Here is a 22,398-nt window from a genome sequence, read left to right as displayed (position 1 = left end):
ACGGCATGGACATACTACTCCGATAGAAGATGAAGGAGGAAACAGATGAAAAAAATCACCATGATTGGCGGATGTGGTGTCATCGGACGTTTATTAACTAAAGAGCTCTCTTCGGAGTATGACCTGACCATCATTGATCAAACAAGATGTGTAGAAGAAGTCATTTTTGCAAATGCGGCAATTGAAGAGGAGTTGTTTCAAGCCATTCCAAGAGATACAGATGTGATCATTCATCTTTTAAACATAGACATGACGCATGATGTGATGAATGAAAAGGAGTTTGCAAAAATGAATGAGGTGTTTTGGATAAGCACGTATAATATGTTTCGTTCAGCGGCCAGGTTAAGCATTCCAAAAGTCATTTTTGCAAGCAGTAACCATGTGACAGATCGCTATGAAAAAGATGGTCACTCCTTACTAGGGAGAGAAATTACGACTGATGATGTACCAGCAACGAAAAATGTGTATGGCATTTTAAAATTTGCTTCCGAACAGCTTGGGCGTTTGTTTCACGATCAAACAGGTATGTCTGTCATCAATTTGAGAATTGGAACCGTCGTGACAGATGAGGTGGAAGGATTGCACACCAAAAAAAGAACGAAACGAACGCTTCTTTCACATGAAGACCTTTTCGGCATGATCAAGGCTGCCATCGAAACGGACGTTCCATTCGGGACTTATTATGCTGTATCAGAAAACGAAGGAAAACCTTGGTCTACTCAGTCAACGAAGCAGGAGTTAGGCTACTGGCCAGATGTCAATACGGCAGAAATTTTGAAAGAAAACGATCAGGCATAGGGCATAATCATGACATTAGCTCATGATCTTTTTCTTTTCATTGATGAGGCTAAAAGCACGAATGGCATGATCATCTCTGTGGTCTGTCATGATGATTATAGACGCTTTCTTCCCCCGTTTGTTACATTTTAATCACGATATCGTCAAAGGCTGCAGCTTATGTTCAGACGAAATGATAACGCTTACAAAGAAAGGGCGTGATGAACATAGATCGTTCTATTAAAGGCCGATTGTTCAATGTATTTAATTACTCTTTTCTACTCATGTTCGCATTAATATGTGTGCTCCCGTTCATCCATGTCATTGCCGCCTCTTTTGCGACAGTAGAAGAGGTCATCTCAAAGAAGTTTATTTTGTTTCCAACGACGTTTTCTCTAGAGGCCTATCGCTATATCTTTTCTACAGATATTGTGTATCGCAGCCTGATTGTATCCATTCTTGTGACACTCGTTGGAACAGCGGTCAGCATGTTTTTGTCCTCACTCATGGCGTATGGGCTGTCTCGTCAGGAGCTAAAGGGCAGGAGAACCCTCATGTTTCTCGTTGTCTTCACGATGCTGTTTAGCGGAGGGATGATTCCGACGTTTATTGTCGTGAAAACACTTGGGCTGCTTGATACTTACTGGTCACTCATTCTGCCAGTGGCCATCAATGCATTCAATTTGATCATTTTGAAAAACTTCTTTCAAAACATTCCGGCAAGCCTTGAAGAATCAGCGAAGATGGACGGCTGTAACGATTTAGGGATCTTCTTTAAAATCGTGCTGCCACTTTCTTTGCCAGCTATTGCGACGATTTCACTTTTTTATGCCGTGACGTATTGGAATACGTACATGACAGCCATTTTATATTTAAACGATTCGGTGAAATGGCCAATTCAGGTCCTGTTAAGACAAATCGTCATTGTATCAAGCGGTATGCAGGGAGATATGTCAGATATGGGCTCATCCACACCGCCGCCAGACCAAACCATTAAAATGGCGGTCATCGTCGTGGCGACCATTCCCGTTCTGCTTGTCTATCCATTTATTCAAAAGCATTTCAACAAAGGGGCATTACTAGGTTCTGTAAAGGGTTAAAAAGATGGAATAACGGAGGGATCTTATGGGGAGAAAGAAATTATGGCTGATTGCCTTTGTTTTGTTATTTGCCGCAAGCGGTATTCTGTCAGCTTGTTCAAGTAAAGGGGCAAGCTCATCAGATGAAAAGGTTGATTTAGACAAAAAGGTGAAGCTGTCATGGATGGCGATTTTGTATCATCAGCAGCCGCCAAAAGATTCAGTGTTAGAAGAGATTGAGAAGCTTACAAATACAGAGCTTGATATTACGTGGGTGCCTGATGCGGTGAAAGAAGACCGTTTAAATTCAGCACTTGCCGCAGGGAACCTCCCGCAAATTGTGACGATTCAAGACATTAAGAATTCATCTGCTATCAATGCGTTCAGATCAGGCATGTTCTGGGAAATCGGTCCATACTTAAAGGATTATCCAAATTTAAGTAAGATGAACGAACTGATTAATAAAAATGCCTCTATCGATGGGAAGCTTTATGGCATTTATAGAGAGAGACCACTTTCAAGACAAGGGATTGTCATTCGAAAGGATTGGCTTGAAAATTTAAATTTGGATACACCAAAAACGCTAGATGACCTTTATGAGGTAGCCAAGGCATTTACTGAAAAAGATCCGAACAAAAATGGCAAGGACGATACAATTGGTTTTACAGACCGTAATGATTTGATTTACGGTGCATTTAAAACGCTTGGTTCTTATGAAGGAATGCCAACAGATTGGAAAGAAGAAAATGGCAAATTTACGCCAGACTTTATGACAGATGAGTATATGAATACAATGAAATATATGAAAAAGCTGCGTGACAATGGTTATATAAACAAAGACTTCCCAGTCACAAGCAAAACGCAGCAGCAAGAATTGTTTTCACAAGGAAAAGCGGGTATCTATGTTGGAAATATGGTAGATGCAGTGAACTTAAGAGATGATGCAACAGATAAAAACATGGAAGTGGATATTATCAACCGAATCAAAGGCCCAGATGGCAAAGAACGTGTATGGGCATCAGGCGGCCATAATGGCATCTTCGCCTTCCCGAAAACAAGCGTCAAATCAGAAGCAGAGTTAAAGAGAATTTTGGCTTTCTTTGACCGCATTGCAGAAGAAGACGTGTATGGTCTCATGACATACGGGATTGATGGAAAGCATTATAACAAACAAGATGGAAATACATTTGTGAGGGAAGAAAGCCAAGTGAAAAGCTGGCAGACAGATGTACAGCCGCTTGTCAGCCTCGTAGGGATTGATAAACGTTACTTGAAAAATAAAGGCGATGCAGTTCGTACAAAATATGAAGAGCTGGAAGAAGACAATAAAAACATCATTGTCGCTAACCCTGCTGAAAGCCTGTATTCAGAAACAGCATCAGAGCGAGGAAATGAATTGAAGAAAATCATCGATGATGCGACCTATAAGTTCATTCTTGGTGATATCAACGAAGAACAATTTAAGAAAGATGTAGAGAAGTGGAAATCAAATGGTGGAAATAAAATCATAGAAGAATATGAAGCTTCCTTTAAAAAATCAAAATGATGAACATGAAGACCCCCGCTTAGTAAAAAGCGGGGGTGTTTTCATTAAAAATCGAAGTTGTCTGGATCAGGACCAATTCGTTTATTTTCATTTAAGTCAGACAGGCGCTTCATATCCTCATCAGATAGGACAAAATCAAAAATATCGGCATTTTCTTTTAAACGATGGGCTTTCGTTGATTTAGGAATCGTAATGACGCCTTTTTGCACATCCCAGCGCAAAATAATTTGAGCAGGTGTTTTGCTGTATGTGCCTGCAAGCTCCATGATCAGCGGGTGGTGCAGCAGCTCTCCCTGCATAAGTGGTGACCAGGCTTCCATTTGGATGCCATGTGTTTTCAAATACGTAAACAGCGTTTCCTGCGTGAGTTTTGGATGAAACTCGACTTGATTAATCGCTGGAATGATGTCCGCATCTTTCAATAATTCATCAAGATGATGCGGCTGGAAATTACTCACACCGATTGCTCTGACTTTTCCTTCACGGTACAGCGTTTCAAGTGCGCGCCATGCTTCCTTGTATTTTCCTTCAACTGGCCAGTGAATTAAATACAGATCAAGGTAATCAAGTTGAAGTTTTTTCAGGCTGTCTTCGTATGCTTTTAGTGTCGCTTCATATCCTAAATCGGCATTCCACACTTTGGATGTCACAAAGATGTCTTCGCGGCGAAGGCCTGTTTCTGCTAGACCAAGTTGTATGCCTCGTCCAACACCTTCTTCATTGCCGTAAATAGAAGCTGTATCAATACTGCGATATCCTAATTGAATGGCTGTTTTAACAGCTTCAATTAATTCCGTTCCCTCTTCAACCTGAAAGACCCCAAGACCAAATCCTGGCATGCGGACGCCGTTGTTTAATGTTTTTGTACTTTGTAAATCGTTCATATGAAAGACTCCTTTACATGGTTTGTTTGTATTCTTTTTGTTCGATTTGATGACTCACCATCGTGAGTATGGCCGCCATGAGCACCATGATGCCGCCAACCCAGCCGGTATGCACAAGCCCAAGGGTATCTGTCACGATGCCGCCTAAAAATGAACCAATGGCGATACCTGCATTAAAGGCAGCGATATTCAGAGCGGAAGCAACGTCGACAGCTCCAGGTGTATACCTTTCTGCAAAATCAACGACGGCAACTTGAAGGCCGGGGACATTCATGAAAGCAAACAGTCCCATCAGCATTACAGTTCCAATCCCGAGTGCCATAAATCCAGCAGTAAAGCTAAGGATAAACAAGATGAGACTTTGAATGATAAACATATAAATCAGTGCTTTCATTGGCTGTTTATTCGCTGCTTTTCCGCCAATGACATTCCCAGCGGCGATGGTCATCCCGTATAACAGCAGGATCAAGGCAACTGTTCCAGGTGCAAGGCCTGTCACATGCTGTAAGAGAGGGGATAAATAGGTGAAGACGACAAAGGTTCCTCCATACCCTGTAGCAGTAATGACAAATAAAAGCAAAATTCTTTTCGTCTTTAATAAGGCCGCTTGATCCTTAAACGTTGTTTTCACGCCCTGTTTCAATTGAGACGGAACAAGGAAATAGTTAGAAATCAGTGCGATTAGGCCAATCATGACAATCACACCAAATGACGTACGCCAGCCGAGCTCATGACCAAGAAACGTACCGAATGGCACACCGGTCACAGTAGCGACTGTTAAACCAGTGAACATAAAGGCAATAGCGCTTGCCCGCTTTTCTTTCACCACAAGGCTTGCGGCAATGGTCGAGCCAATCGACATAAATACGCCATGTGATAGGGCTGAAATCACTCGTCCGATTAAGAGCACAGAAAAAGTTGGGGCAATCGTGGCGAGTGTATTTCCGATCAAAAAGACGAGCATAATGAGCAAAAGCAATGTCTTTTTTTTCATTGTTGACGTAAGTGAGGTTAGAATTGGTGCGCCAAAGGTAACACCGAGCGCATATAAAGAAACGGTCCATCCGGCCTGACTGACACTCACGCCAAAGTCTTCTGAGATCATCGGCAGAAGACCTACAGAGATAAATTCAGTTGTACCTATAGCAAATGCACTAATCGCTAGTGCGAGAAGGGCAAAGTGATTTTGTTTGTTTTGCATCGTGATTCACATCCTTCTTTCATGACATTTTGATAGACGAAGCCGATCGGCAAGAGTTATTATCTAACATAGATGACAGAAAAAAAAGTACGTACTTTTTTGTAATATAGGTACTAAAAAGTGCCTGTACAGCATCAAAAGGAGTGAAGCGACGTTGGAAAAGAAGAAATATAATATCTCTGTGGAGGCAACGCTTGAGGTGATCGGCGGGAAATGGAAGTGTGTCATCTTATGTCATTTAACACATGGGAAAAAGCGGACGAGTGAACTGAAGCGCCTCATGCCAAATATCACCCAAAAAATGCTCACACAGCAGCTGCGAGAGCTTGAAAATGACGGTGTGATTAACCGCATTGTATATGAACAAGTGCCGCCTAAAGTGGAGTATGAATTAAGTGAATACGGACAGTCACTTGAGCGAATTTTGAATGCGTTATGTGATTGGGGGGCAGCCCATATTGAACGAGTGTATGGCGAGCCGCTTTCAGTGCTGGAAGACAGTATTCTAAATGAACAGTTTAAATAAAAAAGTCCCGCTTCTTGTGAGAGCGGGACTTTGCTTTATGTGCCTTTTTTCTGATCACGGTATTTTCCAGGCGTCGTGCCTTCCAGCTTTTTAAAGGAGCGGATGAAATTTTGCGGATTTTTGTATTTTAGCTTTTCCGAAATTTCTTTCACCGACATATCCGTCTCTACCAACCAGTTTTTGGCGACATGATGTCTGTAAGACGAGAGATATTCACTAAAGGAGATATCCATTTCTTTTCTAAAAATACTACTTAAATAATTTGGATTGTAGTGCAGGCGTGTAGCGATTTCGTCCAATGTCAGATCTGAGTCAAATTCTTGATGAATGATATGAATGATTTTCTCTGAGATATTTTTATATTGAGAGTCTTCACGTGCGCCGAGCTGATCAATGATGGGTCGAATGATCTCATGTTTCAGCCACGCTTCTGTATCTTCAAACGTTTTAAACTCAAAGATCGTATCATAGAGCATTTTATTATCTTCGACTTCAAACAATTCAATGCCTAGCAAATGCATCAGCTCGATGAGATTGTTTAAAAAACGAGCGAGAGCAATCTGGTACTCATGTGGTCCAGCATTTTTAGAAAAAATGGATTGCAGAAGCACATGTAAATAGTGATCTGCCTTGCCTTGATCGCCTGCTTTAATGGCATCGAATAAATCATGTTGCAGCTGTTTTGGGAAGTGAGTTTTAAACGTCTTTCCTTGCTGAATGTGTTCGTATAAAAGAATGGATTTTTTCTCTGCTTTGAGCCTGTATTTTAAGGCTTCTTTTCCCTCAATATAAGCATGTTTGGCCATAGAGAGCTCTTTAAATGAGCGACTGATCCCAATGCTGATCGACAAGCCCAGCTCTTCCTCAATTCGCTGCTGAATTGTTTCGGCTAATTGATTTAAATATTCAGTAAATTCCTCTTCTGACTTCGATTGATTGAGGACAATCGTCGTTTGATGCTGATTGACAACGGTTGGCTGAAGATGCTCCTCTAGCGGAATAATCTGCTCAATCAGTCCATTTATCGCAAATAAAAGCAAGTCTGCATCCTTTTTTTCATACGGCGTTCCTTTTAGTGTATCGATTTGGGTCACAAGCATGGACAAATGGGACCAGTCACGAGGAAAGCCTAGACTTTGAAATCGGTTGTGAATCTCTTCTTCCGTCAGCTTGCCAAGCAGCAACCGCACCATAAAGTATTGCTGTAAGTGTGTCACTTGCTGCTCAATCCGTTCCTCTAGATCATTGTTTTGATCTTTCATTTGTTTAATGCTCGATTCGATGAGCTCAAATTCATTTTGGAAAGGCTGTTTATGCAAAAACGACTCATTACGTGCAAAGGATTCGTATAATAAGCGAATCGGTTTATAAAAGTGTCTAGAGCCAAACCATGAAAATAATAATGAAAGCGCTAACAAAATAAAGCAAATAATAAAGGTGATCCACCCGATTGATTTCGTTTGTTGCTTTAGTTCGGGAATGGAGACAAAGGATAAGTATGTCCATTCGTTATAATCTGATTTTTGAAACGTAATTTGATAGTTTAGTTCATCGATTTTCATATCAAATTGTCCGGATCGTTCTTCAAGTGACAGGACATGTTTGACGAAATCTTGATTTTTTAACGAGTCACCAATTTGTTCTTTTCGATTATGTAGCAGTACTTTTCCGTTTGTATCAATGACAAACATACTATCAGATTGAGAGAAGTCAGGCATGTTGTCAGCAATCACGCAGCTTGGAATGCTGGCGACGGCGATCCCCTTTTTTTGGACACTATTCATCGGAAGCTGCTTGATTAAATTCACATTGTATTTGCAAAAGGATGTCTTTCCTTCTTTTGTTGAGACAAGTGGATTATTTTCTTCAAGTGCCCAGCTGGAATGACTCGGAATATTGAGGTAAGAGGTTAACGCTTTCTCTTGATCCCCGTTTGAGACATGATAAAGACCAGAATTGTTCATATACCAATCTTCCATTTTACTAACAAGTGTAATATTGGAGAGATCGGTGTCGAAGGTTTGCAGGTAATTCAGTTCTTGTTGGACTTGATTATAAAGTTGGAATTGATCTGGATTTAAAGGTTCTGCCAGTGTTTGAAGGAGAGGCGGCGAACTGACATAGTGAGTGAGAGAATGATCTACTGTCTTTAGAATATGCTCAATATTGGATTGCGTTTGTTTGACGCTGTCCAGCTTTTCATTTGAAATATTTTCGAGTGCAGTTTTTTGCGAATGCTGATAAGAAAAAATACCGACAATAATAACAGGAATCGTACTAAGCACGAAAAAAAACGTCACCAGCTTGTAATAAAATTTATACTGCTTTCTTTTCATAAAACCCCCCATTTCAAACGAAACAATCTTTTCCCCTTAGTTTATTAATCCAAAAATCTGGTAGGTTTGTCAATAATCATTTTCTGAGATTAGGATCATTTTCTTATGTTTTATGTAACGTTTTGAGTAGCTTCCCCTGAGTAAATATGATCTGATGATATGATTGTAGACGGATTTTTCATCCTTAAGATACAGTTAACACATGCATCAGCATGAGGGGAGGCTTTATCTGTGAAAACACAGGATGTCACTGCCAAGGGTGTGCCTGCGGCAGCTTTGAAAAAAGAAAAGAGAAAGCGCTTACTTAATCAATTGCTTAGTCAAAAATTTCTGTATTTAATGATTTTGCCAGGGCTCATTTATTTTCTTGTCTTTAAATATGTCCCTATGTGGGGGCTGATCATTGCCTTTCAAGATTACCAGCCGTTTCTCGGAATTCTTGGCAGTGAGTGGGTTGGCTTCAAACACTTTATTCGATTATTTACAGAACCAACATTTTTCATCTTATTAAAAAATACGCTCATTTTATTTGCCATGAATGTCGTGATTTTCTTTCCGATTCCGATCTTATTAGCCCTTCTTTTAAACGAGGTCAGATTGGCACTGTTTAAGAAATTTGTTCAGACGATGATTTATATCCCTCACTTCATGTCATGGGTGATTGTCGTGTCCTTATCTTTTGTTTTGTTAACGGTAGATGGCGGGTTAATCAATGAATTGATTGCTTTCTTTGGAGGAGAAAAGATTAACTTCCTTCTTAGTCAAGAATGGTTTAGACCCATGTACATTTTGCAGGTAATCTGGAGAGAAGCGGGTTGGTCAACCATTATTTATCTTGCAGCGATTACAGCAGTAGATCCGCAGCTATACGAAGCAGCAAAAATGGATGGAGCCGGCAGACTCAGACAAATGTGGCACATCACCCTTCCTGCGATTAAAAGTGTCATTGTTGTACTGCTCATTTTAAAAATCGGTGATACGTTAGAGCTTGGATTTGAACATGTCTATTTATTACTCAATGCGACCAACAGGGAAGTTGCAGAGATTTTTGATACGTATGTGTATACAGCTGGTCTGAAGCAAGGACAATTCAGCTATAGTACTGCTGTTGGTTTATTTAAAGCAGCCGTTGGACTTATTTTGGTCATGATGGCAAACCGTTTAGCGAAGAAGTTTGGAGAAGAAGGGATTTATTAAAAGGGGAGATGAAGACCAATGACATTATCGATTGAAAAGGGATCACCGCTTGAGCATGCAGAGAAATTAGCACAAACAATAATGAAAGCGTATACACCGATTGAACTTCCGCCAGCTGGAAGGTGGCACTATCATCAAGGGGTTTTCCTTTGCGGAGTGATGAAGCTTTACGAAGCAACAGAAAACGAGGCGTACTTTGATTATGTGAAAAATTATGCAGACTCACTCATTGATGACCATGGGAATCTATTATTCCGCAGAGACGAGCTTGATGCCATTCAAGCAGGGCTCATTTTATTCCCGCTGATTGAAAGAACGGGAGAGAAGCGGTATGTGAAGGCAGCAGAAAAGCTTCGGGGGCTTTACCTGACGCTGAATCGCACGTCTGAGGGCGGATTTTGGCATAAAGACAATTATGCCTATCAAATGTGGCTAGATGGTCTTTATATGGGTGGGCCTTTTGCTTTAAAGTATGCCCAGTTGACAGGAGAATCGGAGCTGGTGGACATGGTCATCCATCAAGAGCATCTCATGAGAAAGCATACCAAAGATGAAAAAACGGGCCTTTACTATCACGCATGGGATGAACGGAAAGTGATGCCATGGGCTGATCAACAGACGGGCTGTTCCCCAGAATTTTGGGCAAGATCCTTTGGCTGGTATGTCCTTGCGTTAGCCGATATGATCGAAGATTTGCCAGAAGGTCATGAAGGACGAAAATTGTGGAAGGACACACTGACAGATATGCTGGAAAGTGTAGCAAAGTATCAGGACGACGAAACAGGTCTATGGCATCAGATCATTGATAAAGGAAGTCATAGCGACAACTGGCTTGAAAGCTCAGGGTCATGTCTATTCATGTATGCGATGGCAAAAGCCATGAATGAAGGGTATGTCAGTCTTCGATATGTTGATCATGTGGTCAAAGCGTATCAAGGGTTGATTGAGTATAAAACGGAGGAAAAAGACAACGGCGATTTTACGGTGAACGACATTTGTATTGGAACATCTGCGGGTTTTTATGATTATTACGTCGGCAGAGAGCGGAGCACGAATGATTTGCATGGAGCAGGCGCTTTTATTATGGCGTTAACTGAACTAGAAAAGCTGTCTGTGTTTCAAAAGGTATGAGGCGGCATCAAAGGGCTGCGGCATGGCTCTTAAGCTTCATCGCTGCCTTTTATTTGTCCGCCTGTCAGGGGAAAACAGAGGGGATTGATGTCCTTATTTTTTCTGACATGTCAAAGGGAATGAAAGACCAATTAGTGGAGAAAGCTTTTCAGCCAAATCAGGAGACATACGACGTTCACATCTTCCCTGCAATTCCTGAAAAACTTCTTGTTGAAATTACTGCAAAAGAGGGGGACGTGATGTTTGTCCCGGAAGAAATGTTTAGAACATATGATGACCCTGAAAGCTTTCAGCTGCTTGAAGAGATGCGGGTAGATGGCGAAGGGGCAGGACCATATACGATTCAAGATCCAAAGACGGGAAATACAGTCGATTATGCGGTCCAAATCAAGAAAGGAACGAAGCAGCTAAACGGCTATACCTTTCGATTACACCGAGATATGGTCGCCTTCATTCCTGTGTATGCGGAGAAATCTAAAGAGGCACTGTCTCTCATGAAGCAGCTTCGTGAAAACCAATAGAAAAAGGGGTGGGGGAATGTGAAAAGGGTCGCCGTTTGCGGGCTCAGTCACCGTGCTTTCAATATGTTTATCAAACCGCTCACCGAGGATTTCAATGAGCATTACAGGATTACAGGGCTCTTAGATGTAGATGAGAAGCGGTATACACTTTGTCAGGAGCGTTTTCCATCACTAAGGGGCGTCTCATTTTTTCATGAGGATGCATTTGATCAGATGGTGAAGGAAGCAAGACCAGATATCGTCATTGTGGCGGGGCGAGATGATACACATGTCACATATATCCTGCAGGCACTGGATCATGATCTGGATGTCATAACGGAAAAGCCGATGGTCACAACAGCAAAAGACGCCAAACAGGTGATGGAAAAAGAGGCAGAAAGCAAAGGGAAGGTCACCGTCACCTTTAATTATCGCTACAATCCATTCCACAGAAAGATAAAAGAGCTCATTTTAGATGGAAAGATTGGAAGGGTCACGTCTATTGAGTTAAGCTGGCTCATTGATACGTATCATGGAGCGAGTTATTTCAAAAGGTGGAACCGCTCGCGTCAATATTCAGGCGGTCTGTCTATTCATAAATCGACCCATCATTTTGACTTGGTCAACTGGTGGATTGATCAAAAGCCGAAGCAAGTATTTGCCTATGGCGCACTGAATTATTATGGGAATGAAAGTCCTTGGAATCCTTTGCAGGGTGAAGGGAATCGATATTGCGGAACCTGTCATGTAAGAGATACCTGTCATTATGAAGCAAGGTGGAATCCGCGGGTAGAGCGTTCAAAGGTGGAGGATGACCATATTGAATCAGGTGAGCAGCAGTCAAAGCAATACTCGAATTATCGCCCGGATGCCTGTATTTTTGATCAAGAAATTGATATTGAGGATACATACGTGGCGTCAGTGGCTTATGATCAGGGAGCTTTGTTAAGTTACTCGATTCAATTTTCAGCGCCATATGAAGGCTACCGGCTTGCGATTAACGGGACGAAGGGACGGATTGAAACAAATGAGTTTCATGTGCCATCGAGAATCCCTTTTCAATTCCCTGAACAGACAATTGCATACTACCCGATGTTTGGTGGAAAAGAAACGATTGAAGTTGTGAAGCAATCAGGTGGTCATGGAGGCGGAGATCCGCTATTATTAGCAGATTTATTTTTAGGAAAAGATCCGCTCATTCCTTATGACATTTCAGCAGGAGCAGAGGCGGGTGCTTATTCCATTGCACTTGGCGAAGGCATGTGGCGATCAGTTACAGAAAAACGCCCGATTGAAATAGAAGAATTGTTTCAAAAAGAGACGGTGTAACGAGAAAGAGAGGAGGGACGAGAGATGGATCATGATGGATCAATGAGCAGAATGCTGCGCATGTGTGAGTGGGTGATGAGACTCGCCTATACGAATTTGTTATGGCTTTTGTTCACTTTACTTGGGCTTGGGATCTTTGGCTTCATGCCTGCAACAACAGCGTTATTTTCTGTGACGAGAAAGTGGATACAAGGGCATGAGCAAGTCAGCGTCTTTCAAACCTTTTGGAAAGTATACCGCGAAGAATTTGTACGCTCTAATGTCATTGGAGTGGTGCTGGTCATCATCGGGACGATTATTTATGTAGACCTTGCTTATATTTATCCAACGAGTTGGTTTTTACACGTGCTTCGCTTTGCGATCTATATCTTTGGTTTTCTGTTTATTGTCAGCTTGTTTTATATCTTTCCGCTGCTGGCTCATTATGATTGGAAAAAGCGTCTTTATTTGAAATTTTCCCTTCTGCTTGGTATCTCGTATTTGCAATATACGCTCTCTATGCTCGTTTTCTCGGCTGTTCTCTTTATCCTATTTGCTTATTTGCCAGGGATCGTGCCGTTTTTTAGCATCAGCATTCTCGCATATGGCCACATGTGGCTAGCCTATCAAGTGTTTAAAAAGATAGAGTTTGAAAGCGAGCAGCCGGCAGTTGATGTGAAGAAACGATTCCCGTCTTTCCTTCAATCCAAGCGGGTGAATACGCAGTGATGTGTATGATTTGCTATAATGGTGTCACCGTGAATAAAAGGAGAGATGAGAGTCGTGTCAGTAAAAGAAATTTCAATAGAAGAATTAAAGCAAAAGCTAGAGCAAGAAAAAGCCATTCAACTCGTCGATGTGCGTGAGGATGAAGAGGTAGCAGAAGGCATGATTCCAGAGGCAGTCCATATTCGAATGGGGGATATTCCTGAGAAGCTAGATGCGTTTGATAAGACGCAAGAGTATTATATTATTTGCCGTTCTGGTAAACGCAGTGAGAATGTCTGCTATTTCTTAGAAGACCAAGGCTATCAAGCAACCAATGTCGTTGGCGGCATGCTTGCATGGACAGGAGAAACAAAACCGAAACTGTAAAAAGAAGTCCTTTCATCGACAAGATGGAAGGCTTTTTTTGTTCATATGTCCGTCTCTATTTGCATAAAAATAGAGTAGCAAGAGAAGGGAGAGTGGCATATGTGCTGAAGGTAGCTGTATTTGATGAAGAACACGAGAAAGATTTGCAAAGCGAAATCAATCTTTTTTTAAAAGGAATGGACGACGACCAAATTATTGACATCAAATACAATGTGGCGGTGATCTGTGAGCAAGGAGGAGAGCAACTCTACTGTTTTTCAGCGCTCATTTTATATAAAAAATAAAAGGACCTGCTGAAAGGTCCTTTTGCCATGATCAACTAGCGTCAATATGTAAACGATGCTTTTTGCAGTGAACGCATTGAAAGAGGTAGCCTTGCAAGTCTCCTCCGTTCACGAGCCATTGTTTCAAGTTCTCTTTTGTGAAATGTCCACCACTGCAAATCTCTTCAATATCCTCTGAGAGTTCTTCCTCTAAATGCTCAATTTCTTTCCAACCAACATACTGCACAATCGCACAAAAATCCCCGCAATGGCTTAACCAATATTCCTGCTGCCATCCGCGGTAACCCGGCGTTCTGTAGATCAGTTCATCTATATATTCCTCATGATCGACGTCATCACAACTCACATCGTCTTGAAACATTCCATTATATGTTTGAGCAGCTGATCCATCTTTAATGCACCAAGGACAAATGCCAGAAACGTCTTCAACAGAATAAAAGGGACCATGATATACATAATCTCGTTCTTTCTCACAAACGGGGCATATCGTCTGCTCTTTTTTAATCACATGTAATGAAACTGGGTCTGGGTTGTACTTGAACGTAGGTAACGTCATATAAACCTCCATTATGTAGAAAAGTGATGATTCAACACTATTTTATCGGAATACGCGATGTCATGACAATCTTCAATTATTTCAACGAGAAAAAAAGCCGTTCGGATGAGGAACGACTTTTCTCTTGTGATGATTATGCTTTTTTTACTCTTGGACTTCTTGGTTTATTGTACTTATTTGCTTGTTTAATCGCTCTTCGTTCTTCATTTAATGATTTGTACAGGGATACAATCATTAAAATGATGACAACAGAGAACGGTAAAGCAGCAAGTTTGGCTGTGTTTTGCAAGGCCTGAAGACCGCCTGAAAATAAGAGCACTGCCGCTACTGCTGACTGAATAATACCCCAGCTGATCTTTACACTATTCGCTGGATTTAATGATCCGTAGGTTGTCTGCATTCCGAGAACGAATGTAGCTGAGTCTGCTGATGTGATAAAGAATACCGCAATTAAAATCAGTGCCAGAATGGATGTAATCATGGCGAGTGGATATTCATTTAAAACACCAAACAGCATCGTTTCAGTAGACATGTTTGCAACATCGACGATATTGTTCTGTTGCAAGTCCATCGCAGATACGCCAAAGATTGAGAACCAAAGGAACACGAGGATGGAAGGAGCCACTAAGACACCAATTAAAAATTCTCGAATGGTTCTCCCGCGTGAAACCCTTGCAATAAAAATACCGACAAATGGCGACCAAGAGATCCACCATGCCCAATAGAAGATGGTCCATCCATTAATCCATTCTCTCTTTTCTGGATCATTTGGTGATAATCTAAAGCTCATTTGTACAATATTTGATAAGTATTGTCCGATTGAATCAGTAAATGAATTTAAAATATACACAGTAGGTCCAACAATGAGTAAAAAGAACATGAGTAAAGCAGCAAGAATCATGTTTGTGTTACTTAAATATTTAATCCCTTTACCAATACCGCTCCAAGCAGAGAGAAGGAACAGGACCGTGACGATTGCAATAATAATGAGCTGAGTCAGGAAGTTATTTGGAATTCCAAATAAATAGTTTAATCCGCCATTAATTTGTGCGGCACCCAGTCCTAAACTAGTAGCTACACCGACCACCGTTGCAAATACTGCGATGCAATCAATGGTTTTTCCAATCCATCCATGAATTCTGTTTCCGAATACTGGGTATAAGGTGGAACTGATTAATCCAGGTGCATCTTTTCTAAATTTAAAGTATGCAATGCAAAGGGCGACAATTGCATAAATGGCCCATGCATGAAGTCCCCAGTGGAAAAAGGTATAACGAAGGGAATCACGGAAGGCTTGTGCATTTTCCGTCTCGCCTGTTGGGGATTGAATGGCAAAGTGGCTGATCGGTTCAGCGGCTCCGTAAAAAACAAGCCCAATGCCCATTCCAGCACTAAACAGCATGGCGAACCAAGAAAAAAGACCAAATTCAGGCTCTTCACCTGGCTTTCCTAACGTAATTTTTCCGATAGGGCTAAAGATAAAGAATAGACAAAAGCCGACTAGCAGCGATACGACTAATAAATAATACCAGCCAAAGTCATTTGTAATGTATGTTTGAATTTGATCTGTCACATTTTGCAGTGATTCTGGAGAAAGGGCTCCCCATAGAACGGCAATAAATGTGATAGCAATCACAATCCAAAATACACTTGATACGTTTTTCACACCATCTCACTCTCCTGTTGTTCTACACGTTTAAGCAGAGGATTTAATTTAATATCCCCTGTCTCAACTATTTTCAAACAAAAAGAGGCGAGTTTCTCACTCGACCTCTATTTTACCGTAACATGTTTTCCTTCCATTTATCAACCATCGATATGTGAAGATGACTTTTCTTCAATTCGTTTGCGCAGACGGTAGACATATTCTTTTAAACAAACAGCGAAAATCGTAAACGCTAAAACAATGGCGACTTTTAACGGGGTAATGGACAGCTTCATAAAGAAAGCGGCTGTCAAACTAATGACAACTGCAAGGACAATCGGAAGTGCGCGTCTAATCATTGGAATCTCTCCTTTACTTCTAGTGCGGCATTCATGCCCGCTAATCTGCCTGTCACAAGTGCTGACGTAATATTGTAACCGCCTGTGTAACCGTGAATATCTAAAATTTCTCCGCAGAAATAAAGACCGGCCATTTTTTTGGATGCCATTTTCTTCGGTTCAATTTCTTTGACAGAAACGCCGCCTCCTGTAACAAAGGCTTTATCTAAAGAAAGCGTCCCATTTGCATGGACGATGAAATGTTTACAATCATGAGCAAAAGCGCGCAGTTTATCTTTAGCGAGACCAGAAAATGTTTCCTGCGGATCAATGCCATTTCGTTCTAAAAGGAACAATAAATAGCGCTCTTGCATCCAAGATTTTAGGACATTTTTAATGGCTTTTTTTGGCTCATCTTTTAGATCGCGATGAAGCTTTTGGAATAGCTCCTCGTCATTGAGCTTTGGGTATAAGTCAATTTGAAGACGGACGGCCGGTTGCTTTTTCAGTTCTTTCACAACAAAGCCGCTGCATCTCAGAACGGCAGGACCTGATAAGCCAAAGTGTGTAAAGATCATATCCATGACATGAGTGACGACGGGTTTTCCTTTTTTATTTAAAACACTCACGGCCACACTTCTTAATGAAAGACCTTGAAGCACTTTGTCCTTAATAAAACGCTCGTCTGACGTGACGGGTACTTCTGTTGGGAAGAGCTCTGTAATGGTATGACCAGCGGCTTCTGCCCATGCATAGCCATCGCCAGTAGAGCCTGTATGCGGCACACTTTTCCCGCCAACAGCAATGACAACGGCATGACTTGAAATTTTTTCATCATTATTTGTAACAATTCCAGCTGCTTGTCCGTCTTGATACAGAACGGTTTTAATCTTTTCATTCGTTCGAATGGTCACATTGAGCACGCGGAGCCTATCTAATAGGGCATCCACAACAGATTGTGCTTTGTTTGAGACAGGGAACATACGTCCATGGTCTTCTTCTTTTAGTTCAATACCTAGATTTTCAAAGAACGAAATAATATCCTCGTTATTGAACTCAGAAAATGCACTATATAGAAAACGGCCGTTTCCGGGAATATGCTTGATGATTTCTTCTACTGGAAGGCGATTGGTCACATTGCAGCGTCCACCGCCAGAAATGGCGAGCTTTCTGCCAAGTTTGTTTCCTTTGTCAATTAACAGAACCGATGCACCGTGTTCTGCCGATGCAATCGCGGCCATCAGTCCAGAAGGTCCACCGCCAATGACAATGACATCATAATGTTTCATGTTACATTCCTCTTTCTACTTTCAGTCATTTCTCTATTATAACGAAGATTGGGGAAGGCTGAAATATGAATTGATTGGTTTTGTGACTTCTGTATTGGATTTGTTACCTGTGCGATGAAATGATGTGTTAAAATAGTTAAGTTGAATATTCATTAGAAAAATGGTGGTTAAGCGCATGTCTAATAAACTGCTTCGTGGTACGTTGGTTTTAACGATAGGGACTTATCTCTCTCGTATTCTTGGTATGATTTACTTAATTCCATTTAGCGCAATGGTCGGAGCGACTGGTGGTGCGCTATTCCAATATGGATACAATCAGTATACGATCTTTTTAAGTATTGCTACGCTCGGTTTTCCAACAGCGGTATCGAAATTCGTCTCTAAATATAATGCAATCGGCGATTATGAGACAACAAGAAAAATGTTCAGGGCGGGTATGTCGGTCATGCTTGTCACCGGTATTATCGCCTTTTCTATTTTATATTTGACCGCACCGATCTTTGCCAAGATTCAGCTTGGAGGATCGAATGAAACTGGCGGTTTGACGGTTGATCAAGTGGTTTATGTGATTCGGATGGTCAGTTTGGGTCTATTGGTTGTACCCATTATGAGTCTTGTGCGAGGGTTTTTCCAAGGCCACTCGATGATGGGCCCGACAGCTGTTTCCCAAGTCATCGAACAACTTGTCAGAATCATCTTCCTATTAACAGCGACGTTTATCATTTTAAAAGTGCTTGACGGCGGTCTTGTTATTGCGGTTGGTTATGCCACATTTGCCGCACTCATTGGTGCGTTTGGCGGTCTATTTACGCTTTATTTATATTGGCTGAAGCGGAAAGATCGGCTTTTGGCAATGCAGCCGAATACAGGGGACTATTCTGGATTATCTTATAAGCAAATGTTTACAGAGCTTTTCAGTTATGCAGCACCCTATGTGTTTGTTGGACTTGCCATTCCGATTTATTCTTATATTGATACAAATACAATTAACAGAGCGATGATTGCATCAGGACATCAGGATATTAGTACAGCGGTTCTGTCTATTGTGACGTTATATTTACCGAAGCTTGTCATGATTCCTGTGTCACTTGCAACTGCATTTGGTTTAACATTGATTCCAACCATAACGGAATCCTTTACAGCGCGAAATTACAAGCTGCTGAATCGGCAAATTGATCAAACGATGCAGGTCATTTTATTCTTCGTGTTGCCTGCTTCATTTGGTATTTCGGCATTGGCTGGACCAGTTTATTGGTTTTTCTATCCGTCTGTGCATCCTGAGATTGGGACTTCTATTTTGTTTTGGTATGCACCTGTTGCGTTACTGTTTTCTTTATTCACCATTAACGCAGCGATTTTACAAGGGATTAACAAACAAAAATTTGCGATCGTCAGTCTTTTGTTAGGGATTATCATTAAAACGGTTCTCAATATCCCGCTGATTAGCTGGCTGCAAGGAAACGGTTCTGTGCTTGCAACGGCATTAGGCTACAGTGCCTCGATTTTGTATATGTTCATCATGATCAAACGCCATGCAGGCTATTCGTTCCGCAGGATTTTCAAACGGTTTATTTTAATTGGTATTTTAACGGCAATCATGGCTGTAGTGGCTTATGTGACATGTCAGCTTGTGAGTCAAGTCATTTCATATGAAGGTGGAATCGTACAAGCTGGTATTGTTATTTTGATTTCAATGATCACTGGCGGCGGTGTGTATATGTTCTTATCTTATAAAGTTGGATTGTTAGAGCGTGTACTTGGCAGCCGGATGCCGTCATTTTTAAGAAAAAAGAGTTAAGAAGAGGTGGAGAAGCATGAGGCTTGATAAATTGCTGGCCAATACCGGCTTTGGTTCAAGGAAAGATGTAAAGAAGCTGGTCAAGGCCCGGGCCGTCACAGTGAATGGAGAAGTGGCGAAGCAGGTGAAAGATCATGTCGATCCAACAAATGATGAAGTGCTCGTGCATGGAGAGCGTGTAGAGTATAAAGAATTCATTTATCTCATGATGAACAAGCCAGACGGTGTCATTTCAGCAACGGAGGATCTGCGAGATGAGACGGTTGTTGATCTACTAGAGCCAGAGGATATTGCAAGGGAGCCATTCCCTGTAGGGAGACTGGATAAGGATACAGTTGGTCTCCTCCTCCTTACAAATGACGGCCAGCTTGCTCATCAATTGTTATCTCCGAAAAAGCATGTCCCGAAAACGTATGAAGTTCATCTAAAATACCCGCTTGGAGATCAAGACATCACTCGTCTTGAAGAGGGAGTTGTGATTTTAGACGACTACCGAACGAAGCCGGCGAAGGTTGAAGTAGATGCCAACCAAGAGGCAGATACACGAATCCGTTTAACGATTACAGAAGGGAAGTACCATCAAGTGAAGCTGATGGCACAAGCAGTGGGCAATGAAGTGATCTTTTTAAAACGGCTCTCGATGGGGGCTGTTTCATTAGACGAAGATTTGGCGCCCGGAGAATACCGTGAATTGACGGAGGAAGAGTTAGACAGCTTAATCAATCGTGATTAATATAGAGAAAATGAAAAGAACCGGCGATATCGCCGGTTCTTTTAGCGTGTAGACAAACCCTCGCATTCGGTGTCAGTCCTGCGTGCTGGTTCTCACGAATGTCAAATTCGCTCCGCTCCAGTACTCGTCCTTCCTAGGGCTGCAAAGGTTTTCTATCACGCTAAAAAGAAGACAAAGGGCTAAAATCAAGTTCATTTTAGCCCTTTGTCAACAAAATGAAAAGAGCCGGCATTTTGCCGGTTCTTTTTGTTATATGGAAGTTCATTATTCGCTTATGATGATATTTTTACTTTTTTTCTCGTTGTTTCCCATTTGCCTCTGCTTGGACTATGAACAAGATCGTTATAGGCAAGCACGTTTAAGTCTCTTTGGATGGTTCTAGGTGTGATCCCGAATTCATCAACCAGCTCTTGTGTCGTCACAAGACCTTTCTCTTGAATGAACATATAAACTGATTTTATTCGAGTCATCATACGGTTTGTTGAAGGTTTCAAAAAACCACTCCCTATCAATAAGATCGGATGGACTTGACTAACCACAACTTACTACACTAAAACTGCGAAATAAGGACATGCAACAATGGTAAATGTTCGTGTTTCTTAATGATTTATTCTATTATACACGTTATTATGCATCTAGTTCCACCAAAAAGTCAACTTTACGTGTTTTTAAACTTGTCTTCATGAATGAAATTATGGTATATATCATGATTTGAATCCGGTTACAACCCAATAAACACAAGGCGTATAAAGAAAATTGCCACTTAAGAAAGATCAAAAAATAAACACAGAAAATTTACAAAATAAAAAATTATTCATACAAAAAAGACACATTCAAATGAGAAATGTGTCTTTTTATTTTGGTTATCCTTCTAAGAAAAAGAGCTGCACGAAAAATAAGACGGCAAAAATGAGCACAAGAATATGCACTTCTTTCCATTTTCCTTTTGCCAGCTTCACAAGTGGATATGAAATAAATCCTAGTGAAATTCCTGTAGAGATGCTAGATGTCAGCGGCATGGAAAGAATCACAAGAAAAGCAGGAAATGCTTCGTCAAGCTCATTCCAGCGAATACGTGACACTGAATTCATCATCAAACAGCCGACAATGATTAAGACAGGTGAAGTGATGGACGGCAAAGACGAAATGGCTTGAACGAGTGGACCAAAAAACAAGGCCACAATAAACAATGCAGCAACGGTTAAAGAGGTCAGCCCAGTTCTTCCGCCAGCAGCAACTCCTGATGAGGATTCAATGTAAGCTGTGGTTGGGCTTGTTCCAAACATTGAGCCAATTGTCGTCGCAGCAGAGTCAGCAAGTAAGGCTCTGCGTACTTTTGGGAGCTGACCATTTTTCATTAAACCTGCTTGTTCCGCAACCCCAATCATTGTTCCTGTTGTATCAAAAATCGTCACAAGTAAAAAGGAGAAGACAACAGCATACAAGTGATGGGAAAACACATCGCCAAACGCAGCGAATGGATTTGTAATCAGCATTCCTTCAGGCAGTGCTGGGGTATCCACTAGCACTTTAGGAAAATGAAGCTGACCTGTTACAAGTGCAATTAACGTGGTTGCTAACATGCCGATAAACAGCGCTCCGTTCACTTGAAGAACCATTAATATGACAGAAATCATTAAACCAACGAGTGTCAAAATGACAACAGGTGAGCTTAAATTGCCAAGCTTCACAAGATTTTGTGGATCAGCAGTGATGATTCCAGACTGTCTTAGCCCAATGAATGCAATAAATAGTCCGATACCTGCTGTAATCCCGTACTTTAAATTATCTGGAATCGCCTCAATGAGTTGTTTTCTAAGGGATGTTAACGATAAAATGATAAAGAGTATTCCAGCAACAAATACCGCACTAAATGCTGTTTGATAGCTGAGACCCCCACCACCAACAACAGTGACGGTGAAATAGACATTCAGCCCCATACCTGGTGCAATGGCAATCGGATAGTTTGCAAAGAGTGCCATCCAGAGGGTACCGACAACAGCAGCGATAATGGTTGCAGTAAAAACTTGGTCAAAAGGAATGCCTGCATCTGAAAGGATTCCTGGATTGACGGCTACAATATATACCATCGTAAAGAATGTCGTCATACCAGCGAGTAATTCTTTCTTTATGTTGGTTTGGTTCTCTTTTAACTGAAACATAAAATCCTCCATT

22 protein-coding genes are annotated in these 22,398 nt (G+C 41.3%); 13 read left to right on the top strand and 9 right to left on the bottom strand.

The genetic code is table 11. The annotated features are described in order from the left end of the window. The first annotated feature begins 45 nt into the window (after positions 1 to 45). The 3 genes from V7L95_RS01755 to V7L95_RS01745 all read left to right on the top strand — a co-directional run bounded on the left by V7L95_RS01755 (position 46) and on the right by V7L95_RS01745 (position 3,402). Positions 46 to 798, top strand: a complete 753-nt coding sequence (locus V7L95_RS01755) for an NAD(P)-dependent oxidoreductase (RefSeq protein ID WP_340967864.1) — start codon at positions 46 to 48, stop codon at positions 796 to 798. 218 nt (positions 799 to 1,016) lie between these two features. Then, positions 1,017 to 1,877 (top strand): carbohydrate ABC transporter permease, encoded by an 861-nt coding sequence (locus V7L95_RS01750; RefSeq protein WP_098680761.1) that lies wholly within the window; start codon positions 1,017 to 1,019, stop codon positions 1,875 to 1,877. Between the two features lie 25 nt (positions 1,878 to 1,902). After that, positions 1,903 to 3,402 carry an extracellular solute-binding protein gene (locus V7L95_RS01745; protein ID WP_007501870.1) on the top strand — a complete coding sequence of 500 codons (1,500 nt, stop codon included), beginning with the start codon at positions 1,903 to 1,905 and terminating at the stop codon, positions 3,400 to 3,402. Between the two features lie 44 nt (positions 3,403 to 3,446). Here V7L95_RS01745 and V7L95_RS01740 read toward each other — a convergent pair whose 3' ends face one another. Both V7L95_RS01740 and V7L95_RS01735 read right to left on the bottom strand, forming a co-directional pair. Then, positions 3,447 to 4,286, bottom strand: a complete 840-nt coding sequence (locus V7L95_RS01740) for an aldo/keto reductase (RefSeq protein WP_138826292.1) — start codon at positions 4,284 to 4,286, stop codon at positions 3,447 to 3,449. Between the two features lie 13 nt (positions 4,287 to 4,299). After that, positions 4,300 to 5,487, bottom strand: a complete 1,188-nt coding sequence (locus tag V7L95_RS01735; RefSeq protein WP_265153731.1) for an MFS transporter — start codon at positions 5,485 to 5,487, stop codon at positions 4,300 to 4,302. A 154-nt stretch (positions 5,488 to 5,641) separates the two neighbouring features. Here V7L95_RS01735 and V7L95_RS01730 point away from each other — a divergent pair, with 154 nt between their 5' ends. Continuing rightward, positions 5,642 to 6,013 (top strand): helix-turn-helix domain-containing protein, encoded by a 372-nt coding sequence (locus tag V7L95_RS01730; RefSeq protein ID WP_008343017.1) that lies wholly within the window; start codon positions 5,642 to 5,644, stop codon positions 6,011 to 6,013. Between the two features lie 35 nt (positions 6,014 to 6,048). Here the strand turns inward: V7L95_RS01730 and V7L95_RS01725 are convergent, their stop codons facing one another. Further along, positions 6,049 to 8,349 (bottom strand): helix-turn-helix domain-containing protein, encoded by a 2,301-nt coding sequence (locus V7L95_RS01725; RefSeq protein ID WP_019743703.1) that lies wholly within the window; start codon positions 8,347 to 8,349, stop codon positions 6,049 to 6,051. A gap of 231 nt (positions 8,350 to 8,580) precedes the next feature. On the opposite strand from V7L95_RS01725, the gene V7L95_RS01720 reads away from it, so the two are divergent. The 7 genes from V7L95_RS01720 to V7L95_RS01690 all read left to right on the top strand — a co-directional run bounded on the left by V7L95_RS01720 (position 8,581) and on the right by V7L95_RS01690 (position 13,864). Then, positions 8,581 to 9,546 carry a sugar ABC transporter permease gene (locus tag V7L95_RS01720; RefSeq protein ID WP_046344262.1) on the top strand — a complete coding sequence of 322 codons (966 nt, stop codon included), beginning with the start codon at positions 8,581 to 8,583 and terminating at the stop codon, positions 9,544 to 9,546. Between the two features lie 18 nt (positions 9,547 to 9,564). Further along, entirely contained in the window at positions 9,565 to 10,677 is a 1,113-nt protein-coding gene (locus tag V7L95_RS01715; protein WP_272511812.1) for a glycoside hydrolase family 105 protein, read from the top strand. Then, positions 10,674 to 11,198 (top strand): lipoprotein YteS, encoded by a 525-nt coding sequence (locus tag V7L95_RS01710; RefSeq protein ID WP_340967858.1) that lies wholly within the window; start codon positions 10,674 to 10,676, stop codon positions 11,196 to 11,198. The genes V7L95_RS01715 and V7L95_RS01710 overlap by 4 nt, the downstream gene beginning before the upstream one ends. A gap of 18 nt (positions 11,199 to 11,216) precedes the next feature. Next, positions 11,217 to 12,506, top strand: coding sequence for a Gfo/Idh/MocA family oxidoreductase (locus V7L95_RS01705; RefSeq protein WP_340967856.1), 1,290 nt, complete (start codon positions 11,217 to 11,219; stop codon positions 12,504 to 12,506). 24 nt (positions 12,507 to 12,530) lie between these two features. Continuing rightward, positions 12,531 to 13,214, top strand: a complete 684-nt coding sequence (locus V7L95_RS01700) for a YesL family protein (protein ID WP_017367879.1) — start codon at positions 12,531 to 12,533, stop codon at positions 13,212 to 13,214. A gap of 54 nt (positions 13,215 to 13,268) precedes the next feature. Beyond that, positions 13,269 to 13,580, top strand: a complete 312-nt coding sequence (locus V7L95_RS01695) for a rhodanese-like domain-containing protein (protein ID WP_061419953.1) — start codon at positions 13,269 to 13,271, stop codon at positions 13,578 to 13,580. A gap of 101 nt (positions 13,581 to 13,681) precedes the next feature. Further along, on the top strand, positions 13,682 to 13,864 hold the full coding sequence (locus tag V7L95_RS01690) for a sporulation protein Cse60 (protein ID WP_003217582.1): 183 nt from the start codon (positions 13,682 to 13,684) through the stop codon (positions 13,862 to 13,864). Between the two features lie 31 nt (positions 13,865 to 13,895). On the opposite strand, the gene V7L95_RS01685 is transcribed toward V7L95_RS01690, so the two are convergent. The 4 genes from V7L95_RS01685 to V7L95_RS01670 all read right to left on the bottom strand — a co-directional run bounded on the left by V7L95_RS01685 (position 13,896) and on the right by V7L95_RS01670 (position 17,692). Further along, a complete protein-coding gene (locus V7L95_RS01685) occupies positions 13,896 to 14,420 on the bottom strand; it encodes a CbrC family protein (RefSeq protein ID WP_017358334.1) in 525 nt (174 codons plus the stop codon). A gap of 133 nt (positions 14,421 to 14,553) precedes the next feature. After that, positions 14,554 to 16,086 (bottom strand): BCCT family transporter, encoded by a 1,533-nt coding sequence (locus V7L95_RS01680; RefSeq protein ID WP_340967854.1) that lies wholly within the window; start codon positions 16,084 to 16,086, stop codon positions 14,554 to 14,556. Positions 16,087 to 16,226: 140 nt separating this feature from the next. Continuing rightward, positions 16,227 to 16,424 carry a hypothetical protein gene (locus V7L95_RS01675; protein WP_019743705.1) on the bottom strand — a complete coding sequence of 66 codons (198 nt, stop codon included), beginning with the start codon at positions 16,422 to 16,424 and terminating at the stop codon, positions 16,227 to 16,229. Beyond that, the gene (locus V7L95_RS01670) at positions 16,421 to 17,692 is read right to left on the bottom strand and encodes an NAD(P)/FAD-dependent oxidoreductase (protein WP_050827578.1); all 1,272 of its coding nucleotides are present in this window, start codon (positions 17,690 to 17,692) and stop codon (positions 16,421 to 16,423) included. Before V7L95_RS01670 ends, V7L95_RS01675 begins: the two co-directional genes overlap by 4 nt. A gap of 175 nt (positions 17,693 to 17,867) precedes the next feature. Between V7L95_RS01670 and V7L95_RS01665 the strand changes: the two genes are divergently transcribed. Both V7L95_RS01665 and V7L95_RS01660 read left to right on the top strand, forming a co-directional pair. Further along, positions 17,868 to 19,490 (top strand): polysaccharide biosynthesis protein, encoded by a 1,623-nt coding sequence (locus V7L95_RS01665; protein ID WP_019743707.1) that lies wholly within the window; start codon positions 17,868 to 17,870, stop codon positions 19,488 to 19,490. A 16-nt stretch (positions 19,491 to 19,506) separates the two neighbouring features. After that, entirely contained in the window at positions 19,507 to 20,223 is a 717-nt protein-coding gene (locus tag V7L95_RS01660; RefSeq protein ID WP_017367874.1) for a pseudouridine synthase, read from the top strand. Positions 20,224 to 20,495: 272 nt separating this feature from the next. Here V7L95_RS01660 and V7L95_RS01655 read toward each other — a convergent pair whose 3' ends face one another. Both V7L95_RS01655 and V7L95_RS01650 read right to left on the bottom strand, forming a co-directional pair. Next, a complete protein-coding gene (locus V7L95_RS01655) occupies positions 20,496 to 20,717 on the bottom strand; it encodes a DeoR family transcriptional regulator (protein ID WP_008356419.1) in 222 nt (73 codons plus the stop codon). Positions 20,718 to 21,086: 369 nt separating this feature from the next. Then, complete coding sequence (locus V7L95_RS01650) at positions 21,087 to 22,385, bottom strand: NCS2 family permease (protein ID WP_046526516.1); 1,299 nt, start codon at positions 22,383 to 22,385, stop codon at positions 21,087 to 21,089. Positions 22,386 to 22,398: the final 13 nt, after the last annotated feature.

The sequence above is a fragment of the Bacillus sp. PPSBB_11 genome (assembly GCF_038023285.1).
In the GTDB taxonomy this organism is placed as follows: domain Bacteria; phylum Bacillota; class Bacilli; order Bacillales; family Bacillaceae; genus Bacillus; species Bacillus altitudinis.
This window is presented reverse-complemented; position numbering and strand designations above follow the sequence as displayed.